The sequence below is a fragment of the Micromonospora sp. U21 genome (genome assembly GCF_018070045.1).
Lineage (GTDB): Bacteria > Actinomycetota > Actinomycetes > Mycobacteriales > Micromonosporaceae > Micromonospora.
Map to the genome: position 1 here is coordinate 31,911 of NZ_JAGPYK010000009.1, position 25,972 is coordinate 57,882.

Annotated in this window: 20 protein-coding genes and 1 pseudogene; 11 read left to right on the forward strand and 10 right to left on the reverse strand. The window is 74.3% G+C overall.

What is annotated here, in order from left to right; translation table 11 throughout:
- The first annotated feature begins 99 nt into the window (after nucleotides 1-99).
- The 4 genes from KBX63_RS14430 to KBX63_RS14445 all read left to right on the forward strand — a co-directional run bounded on the left by KBX63_RS14430 (nucleotide 100) and on the right by KBX63_RS14445 (nucleotide 4,624).
- Complete coding sequence (locus KBX63_RS14430; protein WP_210911536.1) at nucleotides 100-1,560, forward strand: NYN domain-containing protein; 1,461 nt, start codon at nucleotides 100-102, stop codon at nucleotides 1,558-1,560.
- Nucleotides 1,561-1,869: 309 nt separating this feature from the next.
- Nucleotides 1,870-2,091 (forward strand): hypothetical protein, encoded by a 222-nt coding sequence (locus tag KBX63_RS14435; protein ID WP_210911537.1) that lies wholly within the window; start codon nucleotides 1,870-1,872, stop codon nucleotides 2,089-2,091.
- 152 nt (nucleotides 2,092-2,243) lie between these two features.
- On the forward strand, nucleotides 2,244-3,503 hold the full coding sequence (locus tag KBX63_RS14440) for a M48 family metallopeptidase (protein ID WP_210911538.1): 1,260 nt from the start codon (nucleotides 2,244-2,246) through the stop codon (nucleotides 3,501-3,503).
- Nucleotides 3,500-4,624 (forward strand): glycosyltransferase family 4 protein, encoded by a 1,125-nt coding sequence (locus tag KBX63_RS14445; protein ID WP_210911539.1) that lies wholly within the window; start codon nucleotides 3,500-3,502, stop codon nucleotides 4,622-4,624. The genes KBX63_RS14440 and KBX63_RS14445 overlap by 4 nt, the downstream gene beginning before the upstream one ends.
- A 14-nt stretch (nucleotides 4,625-4,638) precedes the next feature.
- Here the strand turns inward: KBX63_RS14445 and KBX63_RS14450 are convergent, their stop codons facing one another.
- From KBX63_RS14450 to KBX63_RS14480, 7 genes are all read right to left on the reverse strand, one after another.
- Nucleotides 4,639-5,307, reverse strand: a complete 669-nt coding sequence (locus tag KBX63_RS14450) for a 1-acyl-sn-glycerol-3-phosphate acyltransferase (protein WP_210911540.1) — start codon at nucleotides 5,305-5,307, stop codon at nucleotides 4,639-4,641.
- Nucleotides 5,308-5,335: 28 nt separating this feature from the next.
- A complete protein-coding gene (locus tag KBX63_RS14455) occupies nucleotides 5,336-5,917 on the reverse strand; it encodes a TetR/AcrR family transcriptional regulator (RefSeq protein ID WP_210911541.1) in 582 nt (193 codons plus the stop codon).
- Between the two features lie 299 nt (nucleotides 5,918-6,216).
- Complete coding sequence (locus tag KBX63_RS14460) at nucleotides 6,217-7,875, reverse strand: bifunctional diguanylate cyclase/phosphodiesterase (RefSeq protein WP_247662392.1); 1,659 nt, start codon at nucleotides 7,873-7,875, stop codon at nucleotides 6,217-6,219.
- Nucleotides 7,876-7,954: 79 nt separating this feature from the next.
- Nucleotides 7,955-8,764: an SAM-dependent methyltransferase gene (locus KBX63_RS14465; RefSeq protein ID WP_210911543.1), complete on the reverse strand. Its 810-nt coding sequence runs from the start codon at nucleotides 8,762-8,764 to the stop codon at nucleotides 7,955-7,957.
- Between the two features lie 187 nt (nucleotides 8,765-8,951).
- Nucleotides 8,952-9,620 (reverse strand): response regulator transcription factor, encoded by a 669-nt coding sequence (locus KBX63_RS14470; RefSeq protein ID WP_007072219.1) that lies wholly within the window; start codon nucleotides 9,618-9,620, stop codon nucleotides 8,952-8,954.
- Nucleotides 9,621-9,627: 7 nt separating this feature from the next.
- Nucleotides 9,628-11,319 (reverse strand): GAF domain-containing sensor histidine kinase, encoded by a 1,692-nt coding sequence (locus KBX63_RS14475; RefSeq protein WP_210911544.1) that lies wholly within the window; start codon nucleotides 11,317-11,319, stop codon nucleotides 9,628-9,630.
- A 14-nt stretch (nucleotides 11,320-11,333) separates the two neighbouring features.
- Nucleotides 11,334-13,148, reverse strand: coding sequence for a long-chain fatty acid--CoA ligase (locus KBX63_RS14480; protein ID WP_210911545.1), 1,815 nt, complete (start codon nucleotides 13,146-13,148; stop codon nucleotides 11,334-11,336).
- A gap of 214 nt (nucleotides 13,149-13,362) precedes the next feature.
- Between KBX63_RS14480 and KBX63_RS14485 the strand changes: the two genes are divergently transcribed.
- The 6 genes from KBX63_RS14485 (at nucleotide 13,363) to KBX63_RS14510 (ending at nucleotide 18,620) form a co-directional block, all read left to right on the forward strand.
- Nucleotides 13,363-13,818, forward strand: a complete 456-nt coding sequence (locus tag KBX63_RS14485; protein WP_074313136.1) for an SRPBCC family protein — start codon at nucleotides 13,363-13,365, stop codon at nucleotides 13,816-13,818.
- A 31-nt stretch (nucleotides 13,819-13,849) separates the two neighbouring features.
- Nucleotides 13,850-14,542, forward strand: coding sequence for a hypothetical protein (locus tag KBX63_RS14490; protein ID WP_210911876.1), 693 nt, complete (start codon nucleotides 13,850-13,852; stop codon nucleotides 14,540-14,542).
- Nucleotides 14,543-14,618: 76 nt separating this feature from the next.
- Entirely contained in the window at nucleotides 14,619-15,566 is a 948-nt protein-coding gene (locus KBX63_RS14495; protein ID WP_210911546.1) for an ROK family glucokinase, read from the forward strand.
- Nucleotides 15,567-15,577: 11 nt separating this feature from the next.
- Nucleotides 15,578-16,282, forward strand: a complete 705-nt coding sequence (locus KBX63_RS14500; protein WP_210911547.1) for an endonuclease/exonuclease/phosphatase family protein — start codon at nucleotides 15,578-15,580, stop codon at nucleotides 16,280-16,282.
- Between the two features lie 113 nt (nucleotides 16,283-16,395).
- Nucleotides 16,396-17,802 (forward strand): NAD(P)/FAD-dependent oxidoreductase, encoded by a 1,407-nt coding sequence (locus tag KBX63_RS14505; RefSeq protein WP_210911548.1) that lies wholly within the window; start codon nucleotides 16,396-16,398, stop codon nucleotides 17,800-17,802.
- Nucleotides 17,803-17,825: 23 nt separating this feature from the next.
- On the forward strand, nucleotides 17,826-18,620 hold the full coding sequence (locus KBX63_RS14510) for an alpha/beta hydrolase (protein ID WP_210911877.1): 795 nt from the start codon (nucleotides 17,826-17,828) through the stop codon (nucleotides 18,618-18,620).
- Nucleotides 18,621-18,669: 49 nt separating this feature from the next.
- On the opposite strand, the pseudogene KBX63_RS14515 reads toward KBX63_RS14510, so the two are convergent.
- Nucleotides 18,670-20,174: pseudogene (locus KBX63_RS14515) on the reverse strand (trehalose-6-phosphate synthase).
- Nucleotides 20,175-20,346: 172 nt separating this feature from the next.
- Nucleotides 20,347-21,198, reverse strand: coding sequence for a DUF308 domain-containing protein (locus KBX63_RS14520; protein ID WP_210911549.1), 852 nt, complete (start codon nucleotides 21,196-21,198; stop codon nucleotides 20,347-20,349).
- A gap of 477 nt (nucleotides 21,199-21,675) precedes the next feature.
- Here KBX63_RS14520 and KBX63_RS14525 point away from each other — a divergent pair, with 477 nt between their 5' ends.
- The gene (locus KBX63_RS14525; protein WP_210911550.1) at nucleotides 21,676-22,374 is read left to right on the forward strand and encodes a 1-acyl-sn-glycerol-3-phosphate acyltransferase; all 699 of its coding nucleotides are present in this window, start codon (nucleotides 21,676-21,678) and stop codon (nucleotides 22,372-22,374) included.
- Nucleotides 22,375-22,381: 7 nt separating this feature from the next.
- Here KBX63_RS14525 and KBX63_RS14530 read toward each other — a convergent pair whose 3' ends face one another.
- Nucleotides 22,382-25,906, reverse strand: coding sequence for an adenylate/guanylate cyclase domain-containing protein (locus tag KBX63_RS14530; RefSeq protein WP_210911881.1), 3,525 nt, complete (start codon nucleotides 25,904-25,906; stop codon nucleotides 22,382-22,384).
- Nucleotides 25,907-25,972: the final 66 nt, after the last annotated feature.

The window sequence follows — 25,972 nt, forward strand, 5'->3', positions numbered from 1 at the left end:
ACTCCCGTCACAGCGGCCCCACCGGTCAGCATGGGGCTAGGATGAGAGATCGGCTCACTCACCGGGCGGTGGGCCCGGTCGCGGTGGGAGACTTGCCACATGCCCCTCACCGAGCCGTACGACGACCACCTCCCGCAGGAGGATCCGGTCGCGCACGACGGTGCCGTGGGCGACCCGGACAGCGGCGACGAAGACGCCGCCGCCGCCGCCGTGTCATCCGGCCCGGTGGGCCCGGCCGGCGAGCCGACGATCGAGCCCGAGCCCACCCTGCCCGAGCCGGTCCGGCAGCGGATCGTGGCGCTGACCGCCGCGGTGCTGCCCACCCTCCCGGGCGACGAGGTGCCGGTGCCGTTGCGCCGGGTGGCCAAGTTCGCCCCGAACCGGCGGGCCCGGCTCGGCGCGCCGGCCATCGCCGCGCAGCTCACCGCCGACCCGCTGTTCCGGCAGCGGGTCACCGCCCGGGTGCTGGCCGATGCCGGTGACCTCGGCGCGGCCGTGGTCGAGGGCACCGCGCCGGCCGCCGCCGACCCGGTCGAGGTGGCCGCGCTGGCCTACCTGGCCCGGCCGCGGGGCTGGCGGGAGCTGATCGACGCCAGCGGCGCGGCGGTCCGCGCCGAGGCCGACAGCGCGGTCGTCGCCGAGCTGGTCCGCGAGGCCGAGCAGCGGGCCACCCGGGCCGAGCACGACCGGGCCGTGGCCCGGGTGGAGGCGGAGAAGCTCCGCGACGAGCTGGCCCGGGTCCGGGAGGAGCTGGGTCAGCTCCGCGAGGAGTCCCGCCAACTGGCCCGCACGCTGCGGGAGACCCAGGCCCGCGAGCGCAAGGCCACCGAACTGCTGGCCACCGAGCGCGGTCGGGCCGCGCGCGCCAGCGCCGACGTGGACGCCGAGCTGCGCCGGGCCCGCGCCCGGCTGGCCGAGGCGGAGGCGGCCGCCGGGGTGGCCCGGGCCAGCGCCAAGGAGGCCCGTTCGGTCGACGACGCCCGGCTCTGGCTGCTGCTGGAGACCATCGGCCAGGCCGCCGTCGGGCTGCGCCGGGAGTTGGCGCTGGACCCGGTGGACAAGCTCCCCGCCGACTTCGTCGCCGACGCGTTCGCCGAGCAGCCGGGCACCGCCCCGGCCGGCCCGGCCGCGCGCGCCCGGGACACCGACGACCCGGCACGGCTGGACCAACTGCTCGCGCTGCCCCGGGCGCACCTCGTGGTGGACGGCTACAACGTCACCAAGCGCGGCTTCGGCGAGATGTCGCTGGAGCAGCAGCGCAAGCGCCTGATCACCGGCCTGGGCGGGATCGCCGCGCAGACCGGCGACGAGGTCACCGTGGTCTTCGACGGCGCCGAGCGGATGCACGGGCTGCCGCCGGCGCCGCGCGGCGTACGGGTGCTCTTCTCCCGCAAGGGCGAGACCGCCGACGAGCTGATCCGGCGGCTGGTCCGCGCCGAGCCGGCCGGCCGCCCGGTGGTGGTGGTCTCCTCCGACCGCGAGGTCGCCGACGGGGTCCGCCGGCACGGGGCCTACCCGCTGGGCGCCGACTCGCTGCTGCGGCGCCTCGCCCGCTCCTGACGTCCGCGCGCGCCGGCTCCGGCAGCGGCCCGGGTCTCGCACCGCGGCTTCGATCCGCAGCAGCAGCCCGCTGGCCAGAGTGCGCCCGCCGAGGCCGGTGATCGACTCGAGGTCGGTGATGTCGGGGTGTGCGGCCGAGCGGGATGGTCCGATATCGCTGACCTGGAGTCGATCTCGCCCCCGAAACAGCCGGTCGGGGAGCTTGTCCGGTTTCTGTCGTACCCGGTGGCTAGCGTCGATGTGACCGACGGTGCTCGGCCGGCGACGACAGCGTGCCGGCCGGGCGTCGCGAGCCGATCAGGAGGCGTGATGCTCATCGACTGCGAGGGGTGCGCGAAGGAGCGGGGTGAGGGTTGTTCCGGCTGCCTGGTGGCCGCCCTGTTCGACGAGGCGTCCCCGGCGGCCGGCCTGGACGCCGCCGAGGTCCAGGCGATCGAGGTGTTCGCCCGCGCCGGTTTCGACGTGGAGGTGCTGGCCGCGCCCGCGCGTCCCGGTGCCGCCCGTCGCCGCGCCTCCCGCCGGGTCGCCTGAGCGCGACACCGCGCCCGAAGCGGGCTTTTCGCGGGCCATAGGATGGGCGGTCACGGCGGGAGGAGCGGCGGGATGAGCGGGGTACGACGCGACGACGGCGGGCCCGCCGGCGGCGGGAAAGCGCGCCGCGCGGCCAGCACGGCGGTGTCCCGGTGACCCCGCGCGGCTGGGCGCTGCTGACCCTCGCCGGGTTGACCGTCGCGCTGGTGGTGACCGCCGCGCTGCTGATCCCGTGGCACCGGCCGCCGGCGCCCCGGGCCGACCAGCTCGCCGCGCTGCGCGACCTGCCCGCCGAGCAGGTGGCCCGCGGGCGGGAGTTCCGCGCCGCGCTGCGCCCCGGCGGTTACGCCGCACTCGCCGTCGGGCTGCTGGTCGCGCTCGCGCTGGGGCTGACCCCGCTGGGCAGCCGTCTGATCGAGCTGATGGGCCGGCCGTTCGGAGGGCACTGGACCGCGCAGGCCGTGCTCGGCGGGCTGGCCGTGGTGCTCGTCGCCGACCTGCTCACCCTCCCGTTCGCCGCCTGGCGGCAGAGCGTGCTCACCCGCTACGGGCTGAGCACCAACGGTTGGAGCGGCTGGGCGGTCGACCTGCTCAAGTCGTACGCGGTCAGCGCCGTGATCGGCGCGGTGGCGCTGTTCGGGTTCTACGCGGTCATCCGGCTCGCGCCGCGCTGGTGGTGGGCGTTCGGCGCGGCCGGCGCGGCCCTGCTGGTGGTGCTGCTGTCATTCGTGCTGCCGGTGCTGGTGGAGCCGGTGTTCAACCGGTTCACCCCGATGGAGCAGGGCCCGCTGCGCACCGAGCTGATGAGCATGGCCGCCCGCGACGGGGTGCCGGTGCGCGACGTGCTGGTCGCCGACGCCTCCCGGCGCACCAGGGCGGTCAACGCGTACGTCTCCGGTCTCGGGCCGACCCGCCGGGTGGTGGTCTACGACACGCTGCTGCGCGAGGCCACCCCGGCGGAGGTGACCGCCGTGGTGGCGCACGAGCTGGGGCACGCGAAGGACCGGGACGTCGCGGCCGGCACGCTGACCGGGGCGCTCGGTGCCGCCGCCGCGGTGGTGGCGCTCTACCTGCTCGGCTCGTGGGGGCCGCTGCTGCGGATGGCCGGCGTCGAGTCGGTCGCCCACCCGCGCGCGTTTCCGTTGCTGGTCGCCCTGGTCACGGTGGCCGGGCTGGTCGCCGCGCCGGTGCAGGCGCTGATGTCCCGGCGGGTGGAGGCACGGGCCGACGCGCACGCGCTCGCGCTCACCCGCGACCCGGCCGCCTTCGAGTCGATGCAACGCCGACTCGGCTCGGTCAACCTCGGCGACCCCGACCCGCCGCGCTGGGAGTACCTCTACTCGGCCTCACATCCGTCCACCGTGGAGCGGATGGCCGCCGCCCGCGCGTACGCCCGGGAGGCCGGCCGATGAGCCGCACGCTGCTGATCACCAACGACTTCCCGCCCCGCCCGGGCGGGATCCAGTCCTTCGTGCACAACCTCGCGGTGCGTCAGCCGGCCGGCTCGGTGGTGGTGTACGCGTCGAGCTGGCGCGGGGCCGCGAAGTTCGACGCCGACCAGCCGTTCGAGGTGATCCGGGAACGCACCCGGGTGCTGCTGCCCACCCCGCTGATCGCCCGCCGGGCGGCGCGGCTGGCCCGCGCGTACGACTGCGACACCGTGTGGTTCGGCGCGGCGGCCCCGCTCGGGTTGCTCGCCGCCGGCCTGCGGCGACGGGCCGGGGTGCGCCGGGTGGTGGCGCAGACCCACGGCCACGAGGTCGGTTGGGCGGCGCTGCCCGCCGCCCGGCCGGCGCTGCGCCGGATCGGTCGGGGCGTCGACGTCACCACCTACCTCGGCGAGTACACCCGCAGCCGGCTGGCCCGTGTGCTGGACGGGCTGACCGAGCTGCGCCGGCTGGCGCCCGGGGTGGACGTGGACACCTACCACCCGACCGTGGACGGCGAGCCCGTCCGGGCCCGGCTGGGGCTGACCGACCGGCCGGTGGTGGTCTGTGTGTCCCGGCTGGTGCCGCGCAAGGGGCAGGACATGCTGATCCGGGCACTGCCGGAGATCCGCCGCCGGGTGCCCGACGCGGTGCTGCTGATCGTCGGCGGCGGGCCGTACCGGGCGACCCTGGAGAAGCTGGCCCGGCAGGCCGGGGTGGAACGGGACGTGGTCTTCACCGGTTCGGTGCCGGCGGCCGAGCTGCCGGCGCACTACGCGGCCGGCGACGTCTACGCGATGCCCTGCCGCACCCGCAACCGCGGGCTGGACGTGGAGGGGCTGGGCATCGTCTACCTGGAGGCGTCCGCGACCGGCCTGCCGGTGGTGGCCGGTGACTCCGGGGGCGCGCCGGACGCGGTGCGCGAGGGGGAGACCGGCTACGTGGTCCGCGGCCGCGACGTCGCCCAGATCGCCGACCGGGTGGCCCGGCTGCTCGCCGACCGGGACCTGGCCCGCCAACTGGGCGCGGCAGGTCGGGCGTGGGTGGAGCGAGAGTGGCGCTGGGAGGCGCAGGCGCAGCGGATGGCCGCCGTGCTCGCCGGCTGACCGCCGCCCGCGCTTCAGGTGGGAGTCGACCGGGGCGGGGCGTAGCGGGGCACGTACTCCTGGCCGGTGAGCCGCTGGATCGCCGCCATCACCTCGTCGGTGACCGTCCGGATGTCGCGTGGCCCGTTGATCCGGCCGGCGACCGGGATCGGCGGGCCGAAACGCAGGGTGACCGGGTGCCGGCGCGGCAGCCGCGCGTCGACGGGTAGCACCTCGGCGGTGCCGAGCACGCCGACCGGGATGATCGGCACCCCGGCGTCGCGGGCGAGCCGGGTCATTCCGACCCGGCCCCGGTAGAGCCGCCCGTCCGGGGAACGGGTGCCCTCCGGATAGACGGCGACCAGGCCGCCGGCGCGCAGCACCGGCACGGCGGCGTCGAGGGCGCTGAGGGCGGCCCGGCCGCCGCCGCGCTCGACCCGGATCGCGCCCATGCCGGCGACGATCCGCCGGTTGAGCCAGCCGCCCGGGCCGCGGCCACTGAAGTACTCGGACTTGGCCCAGAAGGTGACGTGTCGGGGCGTCACGCTGACGAGGAACAGCTCGTCGGCGACGGAGAGGTGGTTGCCGGCGAGGATCGCGCCGCCGCGCCGGGGCAGGTGTTCCAGCCCTTCCACGCGTGGCCGCCAGCCCAGCCGCAGCATGGTGCCGACGGTCAGCTTGGTGAGGTCGTACAGCAGGGGCACGTGTCCTCCGGGGTGCGGGTTGGATGAGTCAGTCGGGGGCCGGGCCGAGGTGGGCGTCCAGTGCGGCGTGCAGCAGGGCGTCGTCGTCGGTGGCGCCCGTGGCGAGCGGCAGGCTGCCCCAGGCCCAGAGCTGGGCTATGCCGTGCAGGTTGGCCCAGAGCGCGCCGGCCAGCACCGGGGCCGGTGCGTCGGTCGGCCGACGCACCTGAGCCACCAGGTCCGCCAGGACGGCGAACAGCGGCAGGCTCGTCTCGCGCAGCTGTAGCCGGCCGCTGTCCAGCAGGTCGTGCCGGAACATCAGCTCGAACATCCCGCGGTGCGCCGCCGCGAAGTCCAGGTACATCCGGCCGAGCGCGGTCAGCCGGGCGCGCGGGTCGGGGCCGGCGGCGCGCATCGTCTGCTCGACGCGGGCGGCGAGGTCGGCGAAGCCTTCCCGGGCGATTGCCGAGAGCAGGTCGACGTGAGTGGGGAAGTAGCGGCGCGGCGCGCCGTGCGAGACCCCGGCCCGGCGGGCGATCTCCCGCAGCGACACCGCCGACTGGCCCTCGCGCAGCACCAGGTCCACCCCGGCGGCCACCAGTCGGGCCCGGACGCTCGCCTCCGCACTCATAGACGTTGTCTACCAGCAGCGGTAGACAATGTCTACTCGCTGCTCTCACCGCCAACCCGCGGATGGCCCAGGCGCGGCAACCGATGTCCCGATGCCTCGCCCTTTCGAGCGTGATATCTCAAAGTCAATAAATATGACGGTGAGGTATCGCGGTCGACACCGACAGCGCGACCACGGGGATGCGCCGCGCCAGCACTGGCGGCGGCGGCACATCGGTGCCAGGCCGCAGCGGGACCAGCCGGACGACGTCCGCCTGGCGCCGCCCAGCGTGGCGGAGCCCGGCCCGGGACTGCGGTGCGTCAGCGGATGCGGGCCAGGATCCGATCTGCGGGAGCCGGACGGCCGAAGTGCCAGCCCTGGGCGGCGTCGCAGCCGATCGCCCGGAGCCGCTCAGCCTGCCCGGCGGTCTCCACCCCCTCGGCGGTCACCGTCAGGTCCAGCGCGTGCGCCAGCGAGACCAGCGAGGCGAGGATCCGCTCATCGGTGCGCCCGACCGACGGCGACCGCAGCCCGGCCACGAACTCCCCGGCCACCTTCAGCTCGGTCACCGGCAGGTCCCGCAGGTACGCCAGATTGCAGTAGCCGGTGCCGAAGTCGTCGATGGCGATCCGCACGCCGAGGTCGGCCAGCACCCGCAGGGCGCGCACCGGCTCCTTGGCCGTGCTCATCATCGTGCTCTCGGTGATCTCCAACTGGAGCCGCTCCGGCGGCAGCCCGGTCTGCCGCAGCAGGGCGCGTACCTCCTGCACCAGCCCGGGCCGGTGCACCTGCCGGACGGCCAGGTTGACGCTCACGAACGGTGCGGCCGTGCCGCCGGCCGACCAGGCTTCGGCTTCCCGGCACGCCTCGGCCAGCACCCACCCGCCCAGTTGCACGATCAGCCCGGTCTCCTCGGCCAGCCCGATGAAGCTGTCCGGCCGCAGCACACCCAGCTCCGGGTGGCGCCAGCGGACCAGCGCCTCCACGCCGATCAGCCGGCCGTCCCGAAGCGAGGTCAGCGGCTGGTAGTCGAGGTAGAACTCGCCTCGCTCCAACGCGGCCGGGATGGCCGCGGAGAGCGCGTACCGGGCCAGCTCGCGTCGGTTGCGCTCGGCGTCGTAGAGCGCCCAGCGCGCCCCGCCGGCCGACTTCGCCCAGTGCAGGGTGCTGTCGGCGGCCCGCATGAGGTCACCGGGGTTGGCGCCGGCCACCTGGCGCTCGACGATGCCGATGCTCGCCGAGACCTGGAGCTCGTGCCCGTCGACCAGCGCCGGTGTCCGGACGGCGGCCAGTGCGGCCTCGGCCACCGCCACCATGTCGTCGGTGCCGGCGCTGCCCTCCACCAGGATGACGAACTCGTCCCCACCGAGTCGGGCCACCAGGCGCTCGCCCACGGTCTGGCACAGCCGCTCGGCCACCGTGGTCAACAGCCGGTCGCCGACCTGGTGCCCCAGCGTGTCGTTGACGACCTTGAACCGGTCCAGGTCGATGAAGCACACGCCGACCCGCTGCGCGCCACGGCCCGGCTCGTTGAGCGCGGCGGTGAGCCGCTCGGTGAACAGCGTCCGGTTGGGCAGGCCGGTGAGCGGGTCGTGGGTGGCCTGGTGCCGGAACCGCGCCTCGCTGGCCCGCAGCGCCCGCTCGGCCTGGGTCCGGGCCATCATGGCGGCCCGGCGGATCGACTCCTGCTCGTCGAGCGTCCGGTCCCGCAGCGCGCGGGCGTATCCGGTCGCCACGGCGGCCAGCAGCCGCGCCATCCGGTCCTCGACGTCCTCGGCCACCAGCCCCAGGTCGCGGATCAGCCGGAGCTGGATGACCTCGACGGTACGGCCCAGCCCCTCCGCGGAGGCGATGTGCGCGGCGACCAGTTCGGCACCCACTCGATAGCCGGCGCGGAGGTCGAACGGTTCGGCGAGCAACGCGCCGGCCAACTGCCCGGTGAGCCGGTGCAGCAGGGTCTCGAGCTGGGCCTGGGTCATCGGCAGATAGCTGGTGCCGGAGACGGCCTTGGCCCAGGCCCTGGCGAACGTGCCCGGGCAGGAGGTCGCCTCCGGCGACTCAGCCACCGAGGCGCCCGACGCCGCCCATGAAGACCGCACGCTCGGCGTCCTCCGCGCTCTCCGGGGTGTCCGGCCGCCACTGGGGCACCCAGACCACGCCCGGGTCGAGAAGCTCGAACCCGTCGAAGAGCGCGGTCAACTCGGCCCGGCTGCGGACCGAGAGCGGGTTGTCGGTACGCCGGTAGACCCGCTCCGCCTCGGCCCGCTCGTCCTGGCTGCGCCCGTCGTCGCTGGCCTGCGACAGCACCAGGTAGCTGCCCGGGGCCAGCGCGTCGCGCAGGGTCCGCAGCAGCTCCGCCGGACGGTCCTCGTCGGAGACGAAGTGCAGCACGGCCACGATCATCACGGCCACCGGCTGGTCCAGGTCGAGTAGTTTGCGGATGTCCGGGTGGGTCAGGATCTTCTCCGGGCGCCGCAGGTCCTCCTGCACCACCACCGCGCGGTCGTTGCCGGCCAGGATCTCTCGGCTGTGCGCCACCGCCACCGGGTCGACGTCCACATAGACCACCCGTGACTCCGGGTCGAGCCGCTGGGCGATCTCGTGCACGTTGCCGACCGTGGGAATGCCCGAGCCGATGTCCAGGAACTGCCGGATCCCGGCCTCGGCGAGGTGGTGCACCGCCCGGCGCAGGAACGCGCGGTTGGCCTGGGCCATCAGCGGCGCCTCCGGCACCGCGGCCACCATCGCCTGCGCCGCGGCCCGGTCGGCCGCGAAGTTGTGTGAGCCGCCGAGGTAGTAGTCGTACATCCGCGCGACGCTCGGGCGCTCGATGTCGATGGTGTCGGGTGCCCAGTCCGGCCGCTGCATGCGCTCACCCCTCGAGTCCACGACGCGGGCGTCGTCGCCCGCGCGGGTATTGTGCCCCCGACGTTCCCGCCAGACCATAGCCTGCCGCCAGGTTCCCGCCGACGTCGGTCGATACGCGAAGGTCCGCGCCGGCCGGAGCTGGCGCGGACCTTCGGTCGCGGCGTCCCGCTCGACGAGCGGGTGCAGGTCAGAACTTCGGGGCGTCCGGCGCCTCGAGCAGGCCGAGCCGCAGCGCTGTCATCAGCGCCTGCGCCCGGTTGGCCGCACCGAGCTTCTCGTACAGCTTGGAGATGTGCGTCTTGGCCGTGGACTCGCTGACGAACAGCTGCTTGGCGATGCCGGCCACGCTCATCCCGTCGGCGAGCAGCCGCAGGACCTGCCCCTCGCGGGGGGAGAGCTGCGGACCGGACGGGGCGAGCCGGCGCTTCATCGCCTCGGCCAGGTCGGCCGCGGTGAACGCGCTCGGGGAGGAGGCGGCGTGCCGCGCGGCGGCCACCACCTCGTCGGCCGGGGCGGTCTTCGGCACGAAGGCGCTCGCGCCGGCCTCCAGGGCGCCGAAGAGCTGGTCGTCGCCGGCGTACATGGTCAGCACCACGATGCCCATCGAGGCGCTGGACTTGCGCAGCGCACGGGTGGCCTCGAGGCCGCTGCCGTCGGGCAGCCGGAGATCCATGATCACCACGTCCGGCTGGAGCGCACCGGCCTGGCGGACCCCCTCCGCCGCCGTGGCGGCCTCACCGACGACCTCAAACTGACGGTCGCGCTCAAAGGCGTGCCGCAGGCCCTTGCGAATCAGGTCGTGGTCGTCGACAAGGAGGACCTTGGTGCGGGTGGCCGGTGTCGGACTGGTGGTCATCCTCGGGTTACTCCCCTTCTGCTGCTGCGCTACCGCGCAGGTTATCGCGCCGGGGCGAGGTGCCGAGAACCACCGCCACGGTTGTGCCGCTCGGTTGCCGGGGCCTGATCTCCAACCGGCCCCGGATACGTTCCGCCCTCTCGGCCATGATCGCAAGACCGTACCGCCCGTCGGGCCGCTGGTCAGCCATCCCCTGACCGTCATCCGACACTTCAATTTGCGCGTACGGAGGGTCCACCTCGCACGTGACCCAGAGATTGGAGGCCCCGGCGTGCTTGCGCGCGTTGGTCACCGCCTCCTGCGCGATGCGCAGCAACTCGGCCTCGGTGGCCGCCGGCAGCCGCGCGGTGGACTCGTCCAGCGACAGGTGCACCCGCAGCCCACCGGAGGCGCCCACGGTGCGCGCGTACTCGGCGATCGCCGCGGCCAGCCCGCCCTGCCGGTCCACCTCGCTGCGCAGCTCGAACAGGCTCAGCCGCAGCTCGGTGATCACCCGGGTCACCTCGCCGCGCAGCGTACGCAGCGCCTCGGCGGTCTCGTCGGCGTCGTCGAAGACGGTGGCCAGGGCGTTGTCGATGCCGTAGCCGACCATCACCAGCTCCTGCGCCACCCCGTCGTGGATCTCCCGCGCCAGCCGCTGCCGCTCCTCGTTGGTGGCCAGCGAGCGGACCTCGTCGAAGAGCAGCGCCGCCTCCAGGCGCAGCGCCGCCGGCCGGGTCAGCGCGGTCACCCGGGACACCACCGGTGGCGGGTACGCGTGTGCGGCGTCCGCCTCCAGCACCACCAGCCCCACCGTGCGCACCCCCGCGACCAGCGGAACGATCAACGCGGAGACGTCGCCGCCCCGGTGCGAGCGGGACTGCGACCGCGCCGCGGTCTGGGCCTGCTGACTGGCCCACGCGTCGGCGATCGCCGAGTCCGCGTCCAGCGTCGTCTCCCAGTCCACCCGGTCCACCCCGGCCTGGGCGAGCACCACGAGCCGGCCGCCGCCGCTGGCCGACAGCACCGCGCCCCGGTCCGCCCGGGCCACCGTACGCAGCTCCTCCAGCAGGTGCTCGGAGATGCCGCCCGGGTCCAGGGTCGCCCCGGGCAGCTGCCGGGCCACCGTGCGCAGCTGGGTCAGCAGCCGGGTCGCCTCGGCGTACGGCTGGGGCTTGCCCTCACCGCGTACCGCCATCACCTGGTGCAGCGTGCCGGCGGCGTAGAGCCCCAGCACGGCCAGGATCAGCCACTGCGCGCAGACCGCGAGGTAGCCGAGCTGGCCGAGCTGGCGCTCCCCACCGACCTCGGTGAGCGCCCCGCTGACCAGCAGCGTCGCGGCGGTGACGGCGAGCAGCGCGGCGCCCTCGGAGAAACGGCGACGCAGCGCGGTGACGGTCACCGGCACCGCCAGGTAGGGCAGCACCGCGGAGGCGCCGAGCCCGTCGACCGTGCCGCCGATCGACGCGACCGCGGCCACCTGGCTCGCGGCCAGCCCCAGCACCAGCACCTCGGCCACCCGGCTCAGCGGCCCGATCAGCCGGTGCTGAGGAGCCAGCAGCGAGGGGAGCCCGGCGATCGCCAGCAGCGCGATCCACCACAGCTGGGTGACGTCGCGGGTGGCGAACAGGGTCAGGACGGCGACCAGCGCCAGCATCACCAGGCGAGCGGCCGCGGCGAGGGGATGCGGGTGTGGTGCGGCGGATGTCGATGCGGGCACGTGACGGATGGTAGTCAGCCCCGGTAGATATCGGCGATCTCCGCCGCGTACGTCTTGTGGACAACCTGGCGCTTGACCTTGAGCGACGGGGTCAGCTCGCCGGTGGTCTCGGTGAAGTCGCGGGGCAGGACCCGGAACACCTTGATCGCCTCGGCCTTGGAGACGGCCCGGTTCGCGCTGTCGACCGCGGACTGGATCTCCGCCCGCAGGCCGTCGTGCTCGCGCAGCTCTTCGACCCGGGTGCCGGCGGGCAGCCCGGCCGACTCCAGCCAGGCGGGCAGCGCCTCCTCGTCGATGGTGACGAGCGCCGCGATGAACGGTTGCCGGTCGCCGACCACGACGCACTGGCTGATCAGGGGGTGGGCCCGCACCTGGTCCTCCAGCACCGACGGGGCGACGTTCTTGCCGCCGGCGGTCACGATCAGCTCCTTCTTCCGGCCGGTGATGCTGAGGTAGCCGTCGTTGTCGAGCTGGCCCAGGTCGCCGGTGCGGAACCAGCCGTCGGCGGTGAGCGCCTCGGCGGTCGCCGCCTCGTTGTGCCAGTAACCCTGGAAGATGAGGTCGCCGGAGATCAGGATCTCGCCGTCGCCGTCGATCCGGATGGTCACGCCGGGCAGCGGACGGCCGACGGTGCCGATCCGGGTGCCGGTGGGCAGGTTCGCCGCCGCGGCGGGCGACGTCTCGGTCAGCCCGTAGCCCTCGAGGACCGTCACGCCGATGCCCCGGAAGAAGTGACCGAGCCGGGCACCGAGCGGCGCGCCGCCGGAGATGGCGTCCCGGCACCGGCCGCCGAGCGCGGCACGCAGCTTGCCGTAGACCAGCCGGTCGAAGACCGCGTGCTGGGCGCGCAGGGCCAGGCCGGGCCCGCGTGAGGTCTCCTGCGCCTCGCTGTACGCGATGGCGACCTGCTCGGCGCGGGCGAAGATGCCGCCCTTGCCGTCGGCCTCGGCCTTCTGCTTGGCCGCGTTGTAGACCTTCTCGAACACCCGGGGGACGGAGAGCACGAAGGTCGGCCGGAACTCCTGCAGCTCGGCGACCAGGTTCTTGGTGTCGGCGCAGTGCGCCATGGTGGCTCGGGCCTGCACCACGCCGATCTGGATCAGCCGGGCGAAGGCGTGCGCCAGCGGCAGGAAGAGCAGGGTGGCCGCGCCGGCGTGGAACAGGTTCGGCAGCACCGGCACCGCGTTGGCGATGTCGGCGTACATGTTGCGGTGGCTGAGCACGCAGCCCTTGGGACGGCCGGTGGTGCCGCTGGTGTAGATGATCGTGGCGAGGTCATCGGCGCGGACCGCCTTACGGCGCCGTTCCACCTCGGCCAGCTCGACCGCGGTGCCGGTCGTGACCAGCTCGTCGACCCCGCCGCGGTCGATCTGCCAGACGTGCTCCAGCTCGGGCAGCCGGTCCCGGACGTCGGCGACCAGGCTGGCGTGCGCGTCGGTCTCCACCACGACGGCGACCGCGCCGGAGTCGGCGAGGATCCAGGCGGCCTGCTCGGAACTGGAGGTCTCGTAGATCGGCACGGTGACCGCCCCGGCCGTCCAGATCGCGTAGTCCAGCAGCGTCCACTCGTAGCGGGTGCGGCTCATCAGCGCGACCCGGGCGCCCGGCTGGATGCCGGCGGCGATCAGCCCGCGGGCCACCGCCACCACCTCGTCACGGAACTGCCGACAGGTCACCTCCGCCCAGGCGGTGCCGGTGCCGTCGGCGGTCCGGCTGCCGCGGGCGAACTGCACGGCGTCCGGTGCGATCTCGGCGTTGTCCCAGACCGGATCGGTGAGGTTGGCCGCGTCGCCAACGGTGACGATCGGCGGAACGGAGAACTCGCGCACCTGCACTCCTTCGTGCTCGCACTGGCCGGGCCGGCCGCCGTGGGCGTCGGCTCTGTCGCAACCTACCCGGCGGCCGGGTCGGGTGGGACAAGCAGGATGGTCGGTCGGGCCTCGTGGTGGTTGGCCCACGGCGCGCGGTGGGTGCTGACCCCGCCGCCGGACCTGGTGGGGGCGGCGTGGCGCGTGGGCGGTGCCCGCCGGGTAGCCTCCCCCCATGGCGGACTCCTCCACCCAGTCGATCATCATCGGCGCGTCACCGGACCGGGTGACGGCGGTCATCTGCGACTTCGCGCGCTACCCGGAGTGGACCGAGGCGGTGCGCCGGGCCGAGGTCATCGAGGAGTACGAGGACGGCTACGCCAGCCAGGTGCGCTTCACCATCGACGCCGGGGTGATGGCCGACGAGTACGTGCTCGCCTACGAGTACGCCGAGGACCTGTCCCGGATCGAGTGGCACCTGGTCGCGCCCTCGAAGATGCAGAAGAGCCAGCGCGGTTCGTACGACCTGGTGGGCAACCCGGACGGCGGCACCACGGTGACCTACACCCTGGAGGTCGAGCTTTCCGTGGGGATGCTCGGCATGTTTCGGCGCAAGGCCGAGAAGATGATCATGGATACCGCGTTGAAGCAGCTCAAGCACCGGGTAGAAGCACCCGGTGCGGCGCAGTGACGCGTACGGCGGCACGGTAGAGGAGCCGACCATGGGCGGAACGGATCCGGGTTCAGCCCGGGAAGAGGCGGAGCGGCTGGTCGCCACCCTGATCGCGGGAGCGCGGTTGGCCTCCGCCGGCTCGGCGGGCGGCGCGTGGGGCCCGCTGGGCGGGATGCTGGCCGGTGTCCTCGGTCACAGTGCCGCCCCCGGCGGTCACTCCGGCACCGGTGGCGGTTTCGCCACCGGTTCCGCCGAATGCTGCGTCTGCCCGGTTTGTCGGGGCATCGCCGCGTTGCGCGACCCGAGTCCCGAATTCGCCGAGCGGCTGGCCACCGGCGCCGGTGACCTCGCGGCCGGCGTGGCCAGCCTGCTTCGAGCGTTCGCCCCGGCGGAGCCGCCCGCGGGCAGCCCGTCGGCGCCCCCCACCCCGCCCCGACCGGCGCCCGCCACGGCGGCCGGTGCCGACGTCCCGGAGGCCACGCCGACGGACCGGTCCACCGGGGCCGGCGACGACCACGTCTGGCGCGACGCCACCCGTACCGGGCATGATTCTCAGCCGGCGCCGGAGCGGGACGTCTGGTCGGTCGCCACCCGGACGGCGGACCCACCCGCGCCGGCCACCGCACCACCCGTCGACGAGGCCGGGACGGTGGCCGCACCGGCACCGACCGACCGACCCGTGGTGCCCGCGTCGCGGGTGCCCGACGACACCGGCGCGGCCGCACCGGGCGACGTCGCCTGAGCGCGGGACATCCCGACCCGGGCCGGCGTGTCGCCGGCGCGCGGGCCGGACAGCACAGCAGAGGGGAGCGGCAGCGGTGACGCTGACCATCGGAGTCGACGTCGGTGGCACGAAGGTGGCCGGCGGTGTCGTGGACGACACCGGCACGGTCCTCGTGCAGACCCGACGGGACACTCCCGCCGATGACGTCGGCAAGACCCGCGACGTCATCATCGACCTGGTCGGCGAGCTGGCCGCCGGACGGACGATCGAGGCGGTCGGCATCGGCGCGGCCGGCTGGATCGACGCCCACCGCTCGACCGTGCTCTTCGCCCCCAACCTGGCCTGGCGGGACGAGCCACTGCGCGAGTACGTCAGCATGGCGGTCGGCCTGCCGGTGATCGTGGAGAACGACGCCAACGCGGCGGCCTGGGCCGAGTTCCGCCACGGCGCGGCCCGGGCCGCCGACGACTCCATGGTCATGTTCACCATCGGCACCGGCGTCGGCGGTGGCATCGTGCTCGGCGGCGAGCTGCTGCGTGGCGCGCACGGCATCGCCGCGGAGCTGGGCCACATGCTGGCCGTGCCGGACGGGCACCAGTGCGGCTGCGGGCGGCTGGGCTGCATCGAGCAGTACGCCAGCGGCAGCGCCCTGGTCCGCTTCGCCCGGGCCGGCGCCCGACAGGAGCCGCACCGGGCCGCCGCGCTGCTGGAGCTGGCCGGCGGGGAGACCGAGGCGATCACCGGCCACATGGTGACCGCCGCCGCGCAGGGCGGCGACCCGGTCTCGACCGAGGCGTTCGCGCAGATCGGCCGGTGGCTCGGCACCAGCCTCGCCGACATGGCGCAGATCCTCGACCCGCAGACCCTGGTGGTCGGGGGCGGCGTGGTCGACGCCGGTGACCTGCTGCTGGGCCCGACGCGCCGCTCGTACCTCGGCGCGCTCTCGCAGCGGGGGCGCCTGCCGGTGGCCGAGGTGCTCCCCGCCGAGCTGGGCAACAGCGCCGGGGTGATCGGCGCCGCCGACCTGGCCCGGCGGATCTGAGGCGAGCCGGGATGGGCCAGGCTTGCGGCGTACCGCTGCGGGTGGTGTCGTACAACATCCACAGCCAACGCGACGACACAGCCGCGCTGGCGGCGGTGGTCCGGGCCGTGACGCCGGACGTGGTGATCGTGCAGGAGGGGCCGCGCCGGTTCCGGTGGCGGCAGAAGTCCGCCACGCTGGCCGAGTCGTTCGGCCTGGTGGTGGCCGCCGGCGGGCTGCCCGCCCTGGGCAACCTGCTGCTGACCAGCCTGCGGGTCCAGGTGCGAGGCACCCGCTGCCAGCGCTTCCCGCTCACCCCCGGCCGGCACCTGCGCGGCGCCGCGTACGCCGACTGCCGTGTCGGCGACGCCCGGTTCACCCTCGCCGGTTCGCACCTGTCCACCGATCCGGCCGAACGTCCGGCGCAGGCCGCCGAGTTCAAGCGCGGTCTGGGCGCGGCGAGCAGCCCGGTGGTGGCCGGGGCGGACCTCAACGAGGGCCCGGACGCGCCGGCCTGGGCCACCGTGGCGCGCGGGCTGACCGACGCCGCGGTGGCGGCCGACCGGGCGGACCGGCTCACCTACTCCTGCGCCGACCCGCGCCGGCGCATCGACGCGCTCTTCGTCGACCCGCGGATCACCGTGGTCGACTACGACGTGGTGGACACCCCGCAGACCCGGCGGGCCAGCGACCACTTCCCGGTCCTGGTCGACCTGCTGCTGCCCACCACCGGCTGACCCCCGACCGGCGCGACCGCAGATCCGTCCGCGCCGGGGCTGGACATCCGGCTCCGATGTGGAGAGGATTTCGCGGCGACCGGCACGCGTGCCGCACAAAAGGAGATGTCCCGGTGTCCACCTCCACCGACCACGGCCGGCCCGACCCGGAGGCGACCCCGTCCGCGCTGAGCCGCGACGGCCGTCCGGTTTCCGACCGGGGCGACACGATCTGCGTCATCGGGGCCGGGGCCAGCGGCCTGACGGCCATCAAGAACCTGCGCGAGCACGGGTTCGGCGTGGACTGCTACGAGCGGGAGACCGGCGTCGGCGGCGCCTGGAACTGGCGGCACGACCGCAGCCCGGTGTACGCCAGCACCCACCTGCTCTCGTCGAAGCCGTTCACCCAGTTCCCCGACTTCCCGATGCCGGACTCCTGGCCGGACTACCCGCACCACAGCCAGCTGCTCTCGTACTTCGAGCGGTACGCCGACCACTTCGACCTGCGCTCGCACATCTGGTTCGGCACCGAGGTGATCCGGGTCGAGCCGGCCGCGGGGGAGCGCTGGGACGTGACCACTCGCTCCACCGGCGGGTACGGGCCGGAGCGCACCTCCCAGTACGCCGCCGTGGTGGTCGCGAACGGCCACAACTGGTCGCCGAAGCTGCCCCGCTACGAGGGCCTCGAACAGTTCCGCGGCGAGATCATGCACGCCTCGTCCTACAAGGACCCGGCGCAGCTGCGGGGCAAGCGGGTGCTGGTGGTCGGCGCCGGCAACACCGGCTGCGACATCGCCGTCGAGGCCGCCCAGCAGGCGTCGCGGTGCTGGCACTCCACCCGGCGCGGCTACTGGTACGCGCCGAAGTACGTGCTCGGCCGCCCCGCCGATCAGGTCAACGACAGTCTGTTGGCGCTGCGTGTGCCGCTGCGGGTGCGTCAGTGGCTCTACCACTGGACGCTGCGGCTGACCGTCGGGGACCTGACCCGCTTCGGCCTGCCCAGGCCCGACCACCGGGTCTACGAGACGCACCCGATCGCGAACAGTCAGCTCGTCTACTACGTGGGCCATGGCGCGATCGGCCCGGTGCCCGACGTCGCCCGGTTCCACCCGTACGCGGTGGAGCTGACCGACGGCCGCGAGATCGATCCCGAGCTGGTCATCTTCGCGACCGGCTACCTGCCACGCTTCGAGTTCCTCGACGCGTCGGTGTTCGGAGACAGCGCCGGCGTCGGTCGGCCCACGCTGTGGCTCAACGCCTTCACCCCGGGGCATCCGACGCTGGCGGTGGCGGGTCTGGTGCAGCCGGACTCCGGCCTGTTCACGCTGTCGCACTGGCAGATGGTGCTCTTCGCCCGGCTGTTGCAGGCCCGCCGGGACCGACCGGATCGTGCCGCGGCTTTCGCGCAGCGGGTGCGGGACCGGGCCGGGGAGCGCTACTCCGCGCAGGTCAAGGAGAGCAGCCGGCACTGGTTCGAGGTCGGTCACGCCGACTACCTGCGCGCCGTCCAGCGCGCCCTGCACGACCTGGAGGGCAAGTGAGCGCGAGGAGTGAGCTGCGGATCATGCGGGGCCGGGAGTGGTCCCGCCCGGTCCGGGCGGCCCGGCGTGAGGTGCTCAGCGCCACCCCCGAGTTGGAGGAGGGGCGCCCACCGCTGCTGTTCGTTCCCGGGTTCGGGCACGGCGCGTGGGCGTTCGCCGAGCACTGGTTGGGGCACGCGGCGTCGCGGGGGTTCCCGGCGTACGCGATGAGCCTGCGCGGGCACGGCGCCAGCGAGCCGGCGCCGGAGGCGTCGCTGCGCGCGTACGCCCATGATGTGGTCCAGGTGGCCGCGGGCCTGCCGCGCCAGGCGGTGCTGGTGGGGCACGGCGCCGGGGCGCTGGTGGTGGCGCACGCGTTGGCCCGCTACCCGGCGCGCAGTGCCGTGCTGGTGGCGCCGGTCTTCGGCGGTTGGGGTGTGCTCGGCGCGGCGTTGCGCCGCAATCCGTCCGGCACGTTGCCGGCGGTGTTCGGCGGGCCGCTGCGGCTCAGCCGCGGCCAGTTGTTCAGCCGCGAACTGCCCGACGCGGAGGCCCGGCGCCACATCGCCCGGCTCGGTCGGGCCGGCCGGCGGGCGCAGTGGGCGCTGCTGGGCGAGCCGGAGGCGGAGCCGGCCGTGGGCGCGCCACCGGTGCTGGTGCTGGGCAGCCCGGACGACCGGGTGGTGCCGACGTCGACGTTGAACCGGGTGGCCCGCCGGTACGGCTCAGCCCCGCTGCTCTTCCCCGGGATGGGCCACGACCTGATGCTGGACGCGCGTTGGGCGGAGCCGATCGACGCGATCCTGGACTGGTTGGAGAAGGAGCCGGCGGCGCACTGACCGTTTCGGCGGTCCGCGTCGCCGCGCGCGCCCGGCCGGGGTGCGTTGGTCAGCCGCTGTGCCGCGTGGCCGGGCTGCCGGCCGGGGCGGCCCGGGGCGCCGGGGCCGGCGGCCGGGCGGTGCCCTCCGGGGTGCCGTCGGTGCTGGTCAGGCGGCTGACCACGGCACCCCTCTCGTCCAGCGCGCTCAGGTAGGAGCGCGCCCAGGCCCGGATGTCGTGCTGGTGCAGGTAGGCGCGCATGGCCCGCATCCGTTCCGTGACGTCGGCCGGGCTGGCACGCAACGCCGCGCGCAGCCCCTGCTTGAGCCCCTCCAGGTCGTGCGGGTTGACCAGGTACGCCTGGGACAGCTCGGCGGCGGTGCCGGCGAACTCGCTGAGCAGCAACGCCCCCGCCTCGTCCACCCGGGCGGCGACGTACTCCTTGGCGACCAGGTTCATTCCGTCCCGCAGCGGCGTCACCGCCATCACGTCGGCGACCCGGTAGAGCGCGGCCAGCTCGGCCCGGTCGAAGGGCTGGGTGAGGTAGTGGATGGCCGGCTCGCCGACCCGGCCGAACTCGCCGTTGATCCGACCGACCTCGCGTTCGATCCGCTCGCGCAGGATCTGGTACTGGCCGACGCGTTCCCGGCTCGGCATCGCGACCTGGACCAGCACCGTGTCGCGGACCTTGACGTCGCCGTTGGCGAGCAGTTCGCTGTACGCCTTGAGCCGCTGCTCGATGCCCTTGGTGTAGTCCATCCGGTCCACGCTGAGGATGACCTGCCGGGGATCGCCGAGGTCCTGGCGCAGCCGGCGGGCCCGGGCGGCCACCTCGGGGCGGGCGGCGAGCGCGGCCATCTCGGCGGTGTCGATGGAGACCGGGAACGCGCCGATGCGCACCACCCGGTCGTCGATCCCGATCCGTCGGTCGGTGGCCGGCAGCTCCAGCACCTTGGTGACCAGCTGGGCGAAGTTGTGCGCCGCCTGGGCTCGCTGGAAGCCGACCAGGTCGGCGCCGAGCATGCCGCGTAGCAGCTCGGCCCGACGGGGCAACTGCATGAACAGCTCCGGCGGCGGGAACGGCACGTGCAGGAAGAACCCGATGCGCAGGTCGGGCCGGAGCGCGCGGAGCAGGCCGGGAACCAGGTGCAGGTGGTAATCCTGCACCCAGACCACCCCGCCCGGCTCGGCCACCTCGGCGGTCGCCTCGGCGAAGCGCTGGTTGACCCGCTGGTACGCCTCCCACCACCGGCGGTGGTGCTGCGGTTGCTCGACGGCGTCGTGGTAGAGCGGCCAGAGGGTGGCGTTGGCGAACCCCTCGTAGTGGTCGCGCAGGTCCTCGTGGCTGAGCGGGACGCTGTGCATCCGGACGCCGTCCACGTCCGGCAGTGCGGGGGCGGGCCCGGTGCCGCCGGCCCAGCCGACCCACGTCGCCGGGGTGTGCCGTAGCAGGGGGTGCAGCGCGCTGACCAGCCCACCTGGGCTGCGCCGCCATTCGCAGTTGCCCCGTCGGGCGCCACACTGTCGTCGATGGGGAGGCGGTTGGCCACCACCACGAGGGAACTCTGTCGCATCTCGGGCATTCCGATCAGCAGAGGACTGACCGCCACGAGCAACGGAAAACCGGTCAGTCAGTCGGGGAAGTGACGTACGGCGGTATTCCTACTGACAGTAAGTTACACCACTGTTACGTCACAGGTGGGCCGGTGCCGTCCCGGGATGCGGTCGGCGGCGGCGTGACGGGGGTCAGACGACGGCGCCGTCGTCCGGGTCGCGATCGTCCTCGTCGCCGGGGCGCAGCCGCCAGATCAGCGTGACGAACCCGGCCAGGATGCCGGTGAACCCGAACAGGGTGACCGCCGAGCGGTCCACCGGGAGCAGCGCCGGGAAGAGGAAGAGCACGAACCCGACGATCACGGCGAGCGCGCCGACCACCGCGTACTTGGAGAGCCGGGGCAGCGGCGGCGGCGGAGGCGGGGTGTAGCCCTCCTCCTCCTCGTCGTCCGGCAGGTCGGCGCCGAAGGTGTCCAACCCGTCCAGCAGCGACGGCTCGTCCGGCCGGGTGCCGCGCCCGATCGAGATCCCGGAGATGTCGGTGGCGGACGGTAGCCGGCGGACGTCGGTGGCGGTCGGCCCGGACTCGTCCGCGCCGGAGCGGGCCAGTGGACCGGCGGCCGGCTCGTCCCGGTCCTCCCGGGCGTCCACGTCCTCCGCGGCCGGCCACGGGTGCTCGCCCGTCGCCGAGGTGGTGTGGAAGCCGGCGACGATCCGGGCCCACTCGGCGTCGATGTCCGGCTCGTCTCGGGCCGGTGGCTGCTCGGGGGCGGTCTCGTCGGCGAGCTGGGTGAGGTAGTCCCGCGCGGTGGTCAGGTGCGAGCGGTCGACGTAGAGCCGGTCGACCGGGCGGGCCGGGACGGTGGTGGTGCGGGTGATCGGGTTGAGGTCGGCGGAGGGTTGCAGGTAGGCGGCGATCCCGCCGGCGGCCAGCACGTCGAGCAGGTGCTCGCCGACGCGCGGATCGACGTCGCCGACGACGGCGTACTCGTTCGCGTCGAGCCCGTTGTCCCGCCGTCCCCGGCGGGCCCCACCCGCTGACACCCGGACATCCTCCTCAACGCGCCTTCCGGCGCGGCCGCCCAGCCCCCTCGACGCCCGTCCGCACGCCGTGCTCTGAATCGTGACACGTCAGGGCCCGGTTCCGGGAGTGCGTTGTGTCGCGTCTTCGAAAGTCAGCGTTCCCGCTGCTGGTGGCGGCCGTGCCCCTTTGTCCGTTCTTGCGCAACAAGTGCTAAAGGGGTACGTCCGGGGCGCGGTGACTGCATGATCGTTGACGGCTGTGCGACCCGACGGGCCGAGCGCTGCCCTGCTGACCTGCCAGCGATCGGGACGACGCGCGAACGTGGCGAGGTGCGGTCGCCGTCGCAGCCCGGTGGTGGGCACCCCGAGCCGGGTCGATGCGTTCGGTGCGTGCCTCGTCCGTTGTGGGGAGAGCCCGCGCTTCGTAGGCTCGTCGGCGACGGCGGCGTTGCCCGGCTTGGGCGTGCTGTCGCGGGCACACCACGCGAAGGGACGCCGGTGCTGTACTGGCTGTTGAAGTACGTCATCCTCGGTCCGCTGCTCAAGCTGATCTTCCGCCCGCAGGTGGAGGGCCTGCGCAACGTGCCGGCGTCCGGTCCGGTGATCCTGGCCAGCAACCACCTCTCCTTCTCCGACTCGATCTTCACACCGCTGATCACCTCGCGGAAGGTCACCTTCGTGGCCAAGGCGGAGTACTTCACCGGCAAGGGGATCAAGGGCTGGCTGACCAAGATGTTCTTCGTCGGCACCGGCACCATCCCGGTCGACCGCTCCGGCGGTCGGGCGGCCCGCGCCGCGCTGGACACCCAGTTGCAGGTGCTGCGCGCCGGGGGAGTGGCCGGCATCTACCCGGAGGGGACCCGCTCCCCGGACGGGCGGCTCTACCGGGGCAAGACCGGGGTGGCGCGACTGGCCCTGGAGAGCGGGGCGCCGGTGGTGCCGGTGGTGATGCTCAACGCCGACGAGATCCAACCGCCGGGCAAGCTCATCCCCAAGGTCGCCCGGGTGAAGATCCGCTTCGGTGCTCCGCTGGACTTCTCCCGCTACGCCGGGCTGGCCGGTGACCGGTTCGTGGAGCGCGCGGTCACCGACGAGATCATGTACGAGTTGATGGAGCTCTCCGGTCGGGAGTACGTCGACATCTACGCGCAGAAGCTCAAGGACCCACAACCCGTGCCCACGCCGGTCGCCGCCTGAGCCCGGCTCAGCAGGCGACCGCCGGCCCGGTCGGGGCGATCGGCCGGCCGGCCAGCGCGAGCAGGCCGGGGGCGTCGTTGCGCAACGCGAAGGTGCGCACCTCGGCGCGTGGCACCCGGGCGGCCGCCGGATCGCCGGCGCGGGTCAGCTCCGCCGCCGCGAACGCCAGCGCCAGCACCCGGTCGCTGACGTCCGGGATCCGGCCGTAGGTCTCGGCGGCCGCCAGGTGCAGCTCGGCCGAGCGCCGGTGGTCGCCGTCGGCCGCGGCCAGGGCCGCCGTCACGGTCCGCAGCGCCGCCTCCGACCAGGGCGTCCGGTGGCCGAGCCGGTCCAGCATCGCCCGGACCCGCACCGCGGCGTCCCGGCCGGCCAGCGCGCCGGCGTACGCGGCGGCGGCGATCCACTCCCCGCTGGCCAGCGCCGGCACCGCCGACCAGGAACTGGCCAGTTCGTCGATCAGCGTCGCCGCCTCGGCGTCGCGGCCCTGGAGCGCCCGGCACAGCGCGGCCATGCTCAGCATCGTCCAGTGCAGCCGGTGGAACCCGCTGCGCCGCGCGGTGTCCAACGCGTCGGCCACGTCGTCCGGATCATCGTCGTCGCGCAGCACCAGCAGGCAGCAGCGCAACCCCCGCACCTGCATGTCCCAACTGCCGGTCGGGGTGTCCACGAACGCCTCCGCCGCGGCGAGCAGCCGGCCGAAGTCGCCGTCGAACCAGGCGCGCATCGCCTCCGCCGAGTAGCTGGTGGTCAGCGTCTGGCCGCTCGCGGTGCGGGCCGGCGCGGCCGAGAGCAGGGCGTCGGAACGCAGCCAGTCACCCTCCTCCCGGATCGCCCACGCGAGGTTCTGGGTGGCCCGGGGCAGCGCGAGCAGCTGACCGGCCCGGCTGAACTCGACGATCGCGTGCAGCTCGTCCAGGCCGACCCGGTCCCCGGACTGGTAGCGGGCGGTGGCCGCCGTGATCCGGGCGTTGGTGCGGGTCTCGGTCAGGCCCAGCCGCTCGGCGATCTCCGCAGCGGTGTCCGCCGCCGCCACGGCCGGATCCCGCTCGTAGTTGAGCATGTGCAACCGGCCCAGCTCGGCGTACGCGTCCGCCTTCTGCGCGGTGTCCGGCAGCGGCTCGAACAGCTGCACCGCGCGGTCCAGGCAGGCCAGCGCGTCGCTGCGGTCGGCGCGCAGCCAGGCGGCCTGGCCGAGCAGGGTCCACGCCCGGGCCGCGCAGGCGTCGTCGCCGTGCGCCAGCAGCCGGTCGGCGAGGGTGTGCACCTGTTCCGGCCCACCGCCGGAGAGGAACCCGTTGCCGTCCCGGTAGAACGAGATCTCGGTGCTCAGCAGCTCCAGTTGGAGTCGGCCCACCGGGTCGCTGTCGTCGGCCAGGCCGAGCGCCCGGCCCGCGTGGCTGGCCGCCGCGTCCAGCCCGTGCAGGGCGTACGCCCGGCGGGCCGCGCGGTGCAGCGCCTGCCGGGCCGGCCCGGCGTACCGCCGGACCTCCATCCCCAGTGAACGGGCGATCTCGTGGGCCGCCCAGCGGTGGTGGGCGAGCACCTCGGCCAGATCCGTGTCGCGGCTGTGGGACAGCGCGTCGAGCCAGTCCGCGGCCCGCTCGTGCCGGGCCACCCGTTCGGTGCGCGGCAGCCGTTGGTAGCAGACGTCGCGCACCAGCACGTGCCGGAACCGGAACTCCGCCTGCCCGGCCATCGTCGACGCCGCCTGCTCGTGCACGAAGTCGCGCTGCTCCAGTCGGCGCAGCGAGCGCTCGACCGACTCGACCTGCTGCCCGAGCGCGGCGGCCACCGCGCCGGGCCAGAACTGCACCCCGACCACCGAGGCGGCCAGCAGCACCGCGCGGTCCTTGGCGTCCAGCAGGTCCACCCGGTTGGCGATCACCGCGTGCACGCTCTCCGGCATGGTCAGCTCGAGCTGCTTGTCCAGCGACCAGCCCCGCCCGGACTGGCGCAGCGCGCCCTGCTCGATGAGCATCCGGACGTACTCGTGGGCGTAGAGCGGGTTGCCGCCGGCCACCTCGATCAGCGGGCTCAACATGTCGGCGGAGAACGCCGCCTGGCCGAACAGGTGCGCGTACAGCGCGGCGATCCCGGTGTCGCGCAGCGGCGGCAGGGTGATCGTCACCGAGCCGGTGATGGTGCCGGACCAGCTCGGGTCCCGGTCGACCAGCTCCGGGCGGGCGGTGCAGAGCAGCAGCAGCGGCACCTCACGGGCGCCCGCGCCGAGCAGCTCCACGAAGCGCAGCATCGCGTCGTCCGCCCAGTGCAGGTCCTCGAAGACCAGCACGGTGGGGCGGCGGGCGGCCAGCGCCAGCAGGAAACGCCGCCACGCCGACTCCGCCTCCTCGGCGGGCAGCGGCGTGCCAGGCAACCCGACCAGTGGGCGCAGCGCGTCCACCACCCGGTTGCGTTCGCCCGGGCCGATCAGCTCGCCGACCGCGGCGGCCAAACGTTGCGCCGCGCTGCCGGCCGGGTCGGTGTCCAGGATGCCCGCCTCGGACTTGACGATGTCGGCGAGCGCGGCGAACGTGACGTTCTCTCCGAACGGCGGGCAGCGCCCGGTGCGCCAGGTCAGCGGCTCGTCGACGAGCCGACCGGCGTGCCGGTACAGCTCCCGCAGCAGCCGGCTCTTGCCGATGCCGGCCCGGCCGAAGATGGTCACCACCTGCGGCAGCCGGTCCCGCAGTGACCGGTGCAGCGCGTTGACCAGCATGCCCAGCTCGTGTTCCCGGTCGACCAGCGGCGTGGTGTCCGGCTCCCGGTCGGTGGGCTGGCGGCGCAGCGGCGACAGGGCGAGCCACACCTCGGTCGGCGAGGACCGGCCGCGCAGGGTGACCGGGGGCTGCTCCTCGTAGCGGATCGCGTCCTTGGTCAGGGCGTGCGTGGTGCCGCAGACCAGCACCCCGCCCGGTGGCGCGACCGACTGCATCCGGGACGCGGTGTTCACCACGTCGCCGGCCACGATCGCCTGCCCGCCGTCGCGGGCGGCGGCCACGTCGACCAGCGCCTCACCGGTGGCCACCCCGACCCGGAACCGCAGTTCGGTGCTGCCGGTCGGGGCGAACCGGGTGAGCACCCGTTGCAGCTCGAGCCCGGCCCGTACGCAGCGCAACGCGTCGGTCTCGGTGGCGACCGGTGCACCGAAGAGCGCCATCACCGCGTCACCGATGTACTTCTCCACCACGCCGCCGTACTGGCCCACCACCCGGCGGGCCGCGGAGAAGAAGCCCGTCTGCATGCCGCGGACCTGCTCCGGGTCGGCCCGCTCCACGTACGGGGTGAAGTCGATGAGGTCGACGAAGAGCACGCTCACCCGGCGGCGGTCCTCCTGCGGGCTGACCGCGGCCGGCCGGTCCGCGCCCGGCCGGGGCGACCCGCACGAGGTGCAGAACGTGACGTCCGAGGCGAGCGGACGCAGGCAGTGTGGGCAGACCGCGCCCAGCTCGGCGCCGCAGCCACCGCAGAAGCGGTCGCCCTCGGCGGCCGTGCGTCCACAGCGCCCACACTGCGCGGCGATGACACCCTCCAGTGGTGAACCGGACGCCCCCCACGGCGTCGCGTCAGAGGAAGTATCACCGCCGGCGCCGCTGTCGGG